This window comes from Xanthomonas sp. BRIP62411, from assembly GCF_003993525.1.
GTDB lineage: Bacteria > Pseudomonadota > Gammaproteobacteria > Xanthomonadales > Xanthomonadaceae > Xanthomonas > Xanthomonas euroxanthea.
Genome location: NZ_QEZI01000013.1, coordinates 162,597 through 169,596 on the forward strand (window position 1 = coordinate 162,597; position 7,000 = coordinate 169,596).

Below are 7,000 nucleotides of genomic sequence, written 5' to 3' on the forward strand. Positions count from 1 at the left end.
ACCGCTAGTGTTTTCGACAATGAAGAACGGGCCCATCGGGCCCGCTCTTTTTCACACATCAGCGTGGCCTGGTGCCAGGCCGCGACACCTTAGACGCGCGGGTCGGTCGGATTGCGACGTGCTGCCTGATCGTGATTCTCCGAATCGAAGGCTTCGCGCACGGCATGCTTGGCCTTTTCCCAGCTCAGGCGTGAGTTGGACTTGAAACGGTCCCAGCCATCGCCCAGGTCGCGTTCCAGATGGTCGTCCCACTGGCGGCCGACATATTGCTGACGTGCCTGCATGCCGTAACGATAGGCAGGGCGATAATCGTCGTAGGAATATTCGGCGTCGCGATAACTCGCGCTGTCGAAACGGCCTTGGTAATGCGTATCGCCCTCGCGATAGACGCTATGCGTGCGATCGGCACGCTCCCAGGCATCGCGCGCGGCAAGGCGTGCCTCTTCCCATTCCAGACGCGATTCGCCGCGATTGCGCGGCCATTCACCAGCCAGCGTGGCCTCGGTTTCTTCCCAGGTGCTGGTCGGACGTGTTTCGCGCGCCTGCAGGCCAAAGCCGTAGACGGTGGCGTAATCGCGGTCGTAGTCAGTGCCTTCCTTGTAGTAAGGACGGTTCTGGTGCTCCTGACGCCAGTATTCGGTTTCCACCGTCGGGTCCAGGCGCTCGGCCACGCCCTTGCCGGCCGCGGCACCGGCCACCACGCCAACCGCCGCGCCGATCAGCGTGCCCAGCGGACCGAACACGGTGCCGGCCAGCGCACCGGCAGCAGCACCGCCTGCGATGCCGCCCACACCCACACCGACCGGATGCGAACCGGGTGCACCTGAGATCGGATCGCGGTTCAGATCCTGCGCTTCGGCCTTGCGTTCCTGCTTGTCGAGAGGGGTGTCGTGGTTGCTCATGTCGTCTCCGTGTGCCTGTAGGTGCGTCTGTCGAGCAGATCGCGAACGTGGCCCACCTTGGCCAGCCAGGAGTGAAACGCGTGTGCTTGGATGTGAGCACCACCGCGACAAGACTGAACTGTGCATTCGCCGCCATGGATGAGGCTGGTCGATATAGGAGATAGACGTACGACCGTATCGCCTTGCAGGTGTTTGGATGCCTGTGAAGACAAACAGGCACTGCCGATGTTTCAGCGATCGCCATGCTCGGTTGTCTGCGCAAAACGCGGCATGTGCCGATCTCCATGCACAGGCGCTTGCATGCACCTGGCGTGGCTATGCTCGTGGACTGCGCCCCCATACTGCGCGCAGGTCATTGACGCACCGACAGCGCATGCGTGCGACTTGATGCGTAGGCCATCAGCCAGGCGTATCGATCGAAGCGAGCATGCGTCACCGGTCAACGCGAGACAGACCGGTGGCTTTCCAGCGTCAAGCCACGCTCACCCGCCGTGCGTGCCCAAGGTGCGTGCACCGGTGAGTATCATGCGCAGCATCTGCGAGATCTGCTCGATCAGTTCGGGGTCTTTTTCCGGCGGCGAGTCCATCGCCACCGCACCCATCGCAAACACCAGCCGGGTGATCGCCTTGGACACCAGCGCCGGCGCATGCAGCTTGGCATTGTCGGCGGCGGCCAGGCGGATCAGGTCCACCCGCAACTCGTCTTCGAAATAGCTGAGCTCACGCTCCACCGCCTGCTTGAACGCATCCGAGCCCACCGCACCTTCGCGCAGCAGCACGTGCAGCAACTTGTCGTCGGCGCGCAGCTGTTCCATGAAGGCTTCGACCGATACCCGGATGACGCTGCGGTCGGTGGAGGTGGCGCGCTGACGGGCCTGGCCGATGATGGTGCGCAACGAACGCCCGGCCAGATCGATCAGGGCCACCGCCAGTTCGTCCATGTCGCGGAACTGGCGATAGAAGCTGTTGGGCGCGATGCCGGCTTCGCGGGCCACTTCGCGCAGGCTCAGCGTGGACAGGCTGCGGTGCGGTCCGATCAGCGACAGTGCCGCGGCGATCAGATCCTCACGTGAAATCGCCGGCTTGCGTGACGGCGGCGCGTCGTTGGAAGGCAGGGCGATGGAGGTCATGAGGCGGTAGCCGGGCGTGGGCCTGAATCATAGCTCCTCTGATCGATATACAACTGTATACACGGCTGTGCATGCATGCGTATAGTGCAATCCATGAACCTGGCATCCGACCCCAAGTCCAAGTCCCCGTTGCCGACGCGCCTGGCGCGCCGGCTGGTGTCGCCGCAGTTGTTCGATTTCTGGGCAACCCGGCTCAACCCCTTGTGGACCCTGGAACGGCCAATGGCCCGCCTGGTCGCGCGCACGCCGGCCAGCCGCGACGCGGTGACCCTGGTGCTGCGGCCCAACGGCCACTGGCAGGGGCTGCAGGCCGGCCAGCACGTGAGCCTGGGCGTGGAGATCGACGGCCGCCGCCTGCTGCGCAGCTACAGCCCGACCGTGCTGGCCGATGGCCGCCTGGCGATCACCGTCAAGGCGATCGAGGGCGGGCTGGTCAGCCGCTACCTGGCCGGCGATGCGCCGATCGGGACGGTGGTGTCGCTGGATCCGGCCTTCGGCGACATGCTGCTGCCGGCCGCCCCGACGCCGCTGTTGCTGCTGGCGGCCGGCTCGGGCATCACCCCGATGCGCGCGCTGCTGCAGGCCGCCGCGCAGGCCGGCATGCCGATGGACGTAGACCTGCTGTACTGGGTGCGCCAGCGCGACGAAGCCTGCTTCGTCGAGGAATTCGAGGCGATGGCCGCCGCACATCCGCGCCTGCGCGTGCGCCTGCTGACCACCCGCGAAGGCGCCACGCCGGCTGCGCGCATCGATAGCTACCCGTTGGAGCAGGTCGCCGATCTCTCCAGCCGCCACGTCATGGTCTGCGGCCCGGGCGGCTTCGTGCAGGCAGCGCGCGCGCGCCTGCAGGGCCGCGTGGCCGCGTTCCAGGCCGAAGCCTTCAGCGTGCCGGTGCTGGACGACGGCGAAGCCGGTGAGGTGCAGGTCCAGCTGTCACGCAGCGGCCGTACGCTGACCCTGCCGCGCGGCCAGTCGCTGCTGGAGGGGCTGGAAGCGCAAGGCCTGCGGCCGAAGCACGGTTGCCGCATGGGCATCTGCAATAGCTGCGCCTGCGCGCGCCAGGCCGGCACCACGCGTCACCTGTTGACCGGTGAGCGCAGCAACGAACCCACCGCACAGGTCCGCCTGTGCATCAGTGCCCCGAGCACTGACCTGATCCTGGATCTGTAAGGAATCCTCATGAGCCGAGTCCACAACCGCGCCCTGTCCGCTGCCGAACTGCAGTCCTTCGGCGACGAACTCGACGCCATCCGCGCCCGCGTGCAGGCCCAGGTCGGCGCCGCCGATGCGCGTTACATCCGCCGCATCGTGGCCGCGGTGCGCTGGACCGGCGTGGCCGGACGCGCGCTGCTGTTCCTGGGCGCGTTCGTGCACAGCGTGCTGATCCCGGCGTGGATCGCCGGTGTGGTGCTGCTGACGCTGTCCAAGATCCTGGAGAACATGGAGCTGGGCCACAACGTCATGCACGGCCAGTACGACTGGATGGGCGACCCGCAGCTCAACGGCAACACCTACGAGTGGGACATCGTTGCCACCGGCGACAACTGGCGCAAGACGCACAACTTCAAGCACCACACCTACACCAATGTGCGCGGCATGGACGACGACATCGGCTACGGGCTGCTGCGCATCTTCCCCGAGCAGCGCTGGCGCCCGTTCTACCTGCTGCAGCCGTTCATTGCGGTGGTGTTCGCGTTGCTGTTCGAATGGGGCGTGGCGATCCAGGACCTGCGCCTGGGCCGCTGGTTCGCCGGCAAGATGAAGGCGGCCGAGTTGCGCGCCTCGTTCCTGCCGGTCGGCCGCAAGATCGGCCGCCAGATGCTCAAGGACTACATCGTGTTCCCGGCGCTGGCTGGCCCGTTCTTCCTGACCGTGCTGCTGGGCAACCTGGCCGCCAACGTGCTGCGCAGCATCTGGACCTTCGTGATCATCTTCTGCGGTCACTTCACCGCCGATGCGGAAGTGTTCCCGAAGGAGTCGATCCGCAACGAGTCGCGCGGTCACTGGTACCTGCGTCAGCTGCGGGGATCTTCGAACCTCACCGGCGGCAAGCTGATGAACGTGCTGTCGGGCAATCTGAGCCACCAGATCGAGCACCACTTCTACCCGGACCTGCCGGCCAACCGTTACGCGCAGATTGCGGTCGAGGTGAAGCAGATCTGTGCGCGCTACGGCCAGCACTACAACACCGGCTCGCTGCCGCGTCAGTTCGGCCAGGTGATGTGGCGGATTGTGCGGCATGCGTTCCCGAGCCGGCCCAGGCCGGTACGTCGCCAACGCGAAGGTGCCCTGCAAGGCGCCTGATCGAAAGGGCCGCCACTGGCGGCCCTTTTTCTTGTCGGGCCAGTCAGTCCGGCCTGGCTGCCACACGAGCGTGCGCCTGGTCGGCGTGCGACCTCGTTGCCTTCGGCACAGGCGAACCGTCTTGGCCGCGATTCGAGCAGGCCGTGCGTGCCATCCCGCTGATTGCCGTGCCTTGATCGCCTTGCCCGGTTGGTCGTCACGGCTCCAAATTGGTGTTGACGCCGTAGCGGCGCTGGTCAGTGCGCGCCGCCGCGCATCAGCGCGTGGTAGGCGATGAAGCCGGTGGCCGGCAGCGCGCGCGAGAACAGCCAGCCCTGCGCCAGGTCCACGCCGTGCGCGCGCAGATAGTCCAGCTGCTCCTGCCGTTCCACGCCTTCGGCGATGGTGCGCAGCTGCAGCGTCTTGGCCATGTCGATGATGTGCGAGGTCACCGCGCTGGTGGCCGAGTGGGTGCCGATGGTGTCCACGAAGGACTTGTCGATCTTCAGCGCATCCAGCGGCAAGCCTTGCAGGTACTGCAGGCTCGAATAACCGGTGCCGAAGTCGTCGATCGACACCGTGTGGCCGGCACCGCGCAGGTGGGTGATGGTGGTGCGCGCCGCTTCGATGTCCATCAGGCTGCGTTCGGTCGCCTCCACCCACAACTGCCCGCTGTCCACGTTGGTGCCATGCAGCGCCCGGGCCAGCACGGTCTGCACGCGGCCGCTCTTGATGTCGTCGGCTGAGACATTGATGGCCACGTGCAGGGAAGGGTCGGTCGCCAGGGTCGGGCCGAGGTCGCGGATGACTTCGGCCACCACCAGATCGGTGATCGGCAGGATCAGGCCGCTCTCTTCGGCCAGCGGGATGAAGGCATCGGGCGGGATCAACACGCCATCGGGTTGCTGCCAGCGCACCAGCGCCTCGGCACCGACGCAGGCGCCGGTGTCGAGCGCGATGATCGGCTGGTAGTGCACGACGAACTCGTTGCGCTGCACGGCGATTTCCAGCCGCGCCAGCGGCGACAACCGCCGCCGCGAGACCCAGATCACCAGGCTGACCAACAGCAGCGCCAGCGCGATGCCGACCGGTACCACCTGCAGCCGTGCAGCCGCCAGCGGCCCGCGCAGATAGGCCACCGGCTCGGTGACGACCGCGGCCCAGTCGCCGCGGCGGTCGCGGCCGGACAATGCCTGGGCGTCCGGCCCGGTGCCGGATGCAGCGGTCGGCAGCGCGATCAGCAGCTGCTCTGCGGCGGTGCCGGTGCTGCTAAGTATCTGGCCGTCCGGCGTGCCAATCGCCAATTGCAGGCCGGGCGGCAGATTGATGTCGGTCAGCGTGGTCGGATTGATCAGCACGTTGTAGTCCCGCAACTGCAAGGCCATCAGCGGGTGGTGCGGATTGGCCAGCGGGCGCAACCGCGTGGTGACCGCGATGCCGCGCTTGACCACGAAGTCGGCAGCGGTGTGCGCCACGACCTCCGGCGATGGGCCCCACGAGGTGCAGCGCAGCCGGCCCTGCTGGAGGTAGCCCAGTTCGACGATGTAATGACTGGCCAGCACCAGCGCGCGCATCTGCGCCAGATGCGGTTGGGAACACGGCTGCAGCGGCGATGCGCCCATGCTCAAGAGCGCACCGTGTGCCTCGTCAAAGGCGGTTTCGGTGCGCCGGATCGACAATGCCGCGAGTTGCGCGAGCTTGCCTTCCTCGCGGTCCAGCGCCAGCCGCCATGCCAGGTAGTAGGACAGGCTGATCGGAAGCGTTGCGCACAGCAGCACCAGCAACACGGTCACACTGATGATGCGTTGACGCTTCACCTCACCACCCACATCTGCGGGGAGGCGTGCTCACGCACGACAACCCGCGCAGGGCAGCGCTGACATGCATCGCCCCACGAACGGCGCGGCGTAGTTGCACCGCACGCGGGCATGCCGCGGCAAGACGGTGGAGAGAGTGACGGTGGACTGATGAGGCTGCACGTCGCGAATGTACGACAGACGCGTGGGTTGCGCGCGTCCGCGGGGCGAAGCGGATGTGATTTTCTGCAAATGATGGTGCCGGGCGCCGTGGGAATCGGCCTCGTCAATGGATTCACGCCCCTGCACCAGACGGCGCGCTAGGGTCGGGTCGTCTGTGCTCCCGCGTGGGAGCCGCGGCGCCATCCGGCTCCGTGCAAGGCACTCTCCCTGGAGGAATCACCATGACAACGCAGAAAGAACGCGTCGGCGGCACCGATGCAGTGCCGATCTTCAAGATGCAGGAAACCACCCGCGATGGCGAGCTGACCAAGTACGTGGTCGGCGACACCGGTGTTGCCTTCGACAGCCTGGAAGGCGCGCAGGCTGCGGCCAAGGATCTGGGCACGCTCAACGGTTGAGTCGGGCTGCAGTCCGGTCTGCGCAGTCGTTCAATGCCGGAGCGTCGGAGGCGCGGATAGGTCCGAGGGCGCGTGCCCTCACTGCTTGCAGGACAGGCAGTCCATCCTTAGGAGTCCTTGGCGGCACCCATGCCGCCAGGGGTCCCGTAACCGGCCGGGCTACCGCACCGGTAAATCGGTCGGTCGCGTTCCTGCCAGTCGGCGTGCGGCGGGCAGATGAGACGTTTGTAGGTTGCGTGTTGAGGGGTTGTCCGCTGCCCGGCTTGCGATGGAACGCCGGCCGCGCACACCCCGGACACCCCCAACAA

The 7,000-nt window shown here is 66.6% G+C and carries 6 protein-coding genes; 3 read left to right on the top strand and 3 right to left on the bottom strand.

Annotated features, from left to right (window positions below; genetic code table 11):
• Nucleotides 1-89: 89 nt before the first annotated feature.
• Nucleotides 90-902, bottom strand: a complete 813-nt coding sequence (locus EO139_RS12020) for a hypothetical protein (RefSeq protein ID WP_119129785.1) — start codon at nucleotides 900-902, stop codon at nucleotides 90-92.
• Between the two features lie 482 nt (nucleotides 903-1,384).
• Complete coding sequence (gene fabR, locus EO139_RS12025) at nucleotides 1,385-2,032, bottom strand: HTH-type transcriptional repressor FabR (RefSeq protein ID WP_104584881.1); 648 nt, start codon at nucleotides 2,030-2,032, stop codon at nucleotides 1,385-1,387.
• A 93-nt stretch (nucleotides 2,033-2,125) separates the two neighbouring features.
• On the opposite strand from fabR, the gene EO139_RS12030 reads away from it, so the two are divergent.
• Both EO139_RS12030 and EO139_RS12035 read left to right on the top strand, forming a co-directional pair.
• Nucleotides 2,126-3,202, top strand: coding sequence for a ferredoxin reductase (locus EO139_RS12030; protein ID WP_126970800.1), 1,077 nt, complete (start codon nucleotides 2,126-2,128; stop codon nucleotides 3,200-3,202).
• A 9-nt stretch (nucleotides 3,203-3,211) separates the two neighbouring features.
• A complete protein-coding gene (locus EO139_RS12035; protein WP_104584885.1) occupies nucleotides 3,212-4,336 on the top strand; it encodes an acyl-CoA desaturase in 1,125 nt (374 codons plus the stop codon).
• Between the two features lie 236 nt (nucleotides 4,337-4,572).
• Here EO139_RS12035 and EO139_RS12040 read toward each other — a convergent pair whose 3' ends face one another.
• Nucleotides 4,573-6,132 (bottom strand): EAL domain-containing protein, encoded by a 1,560-nt coding sequence (locus EO139_RS12040; RefSeq protein ID WP_104584887.1) that lies wholly within the window; start codon nucleotides 6,130-6,132, stop codon nucleotides 4,573-4,575.
• Between the two features lie 383 nt (nucleotides 6,133-6,515).
• Here EO139_RS12040 and EO139_RS12045 point away from each other — a divergent pair, with 383 nt between their 5' ends.
• A complete protein-coding gene (locus EO139_RS12045; RefSeq protein WP_010374782.1) occupies nucleotides 6,516-6,692 on the top strand; it encodes a hypothetical protein in 177 nt (58 codons plus the stop codon).
• Nucleotides 6,693-7,000 lie beyond the last annotated feature (308 nt).

Excerpts from the sequence above, each read along its gene's own strand:
- fabR (WP_104584881.1), bottom strand. The coding sequence starts at position 2,032 with ATGACCTCCATCGCCCTGCCTTCCAACGACGCGCCGCCGTCACGCAAG.
- EO139_RS12045 (WP_010374782.1), top strand. The coding sequence starts at position 6,516 with ATGACAACGCAGAAAGAACGCGTCGGCGGCACCGATGCAGTGCCGATC.
- EO139_RS12030 (WP_126970800.1), top strand. The coding sequence starts at position 2,126 with ATGAACCTGGCATCCGACCCCAAGTCCAAGTCCCCGTTGCCGACGCGC.
- EO139_RS12035 (WP_104584885.1), top strand. The coding sequence starts at position 3,212 with ATGAGCCGAGTCCACAACCGCGCCCTGTCCGCTGCCGAACTGCAGTCC.
- EO139_RS12020 (WP_119129785.1), bottom strand. The coding sequence starts at position 902 with ATGAGCAACCACGACACCCCTCTCGACAAGCAGGAACGCAAGGCCGAA.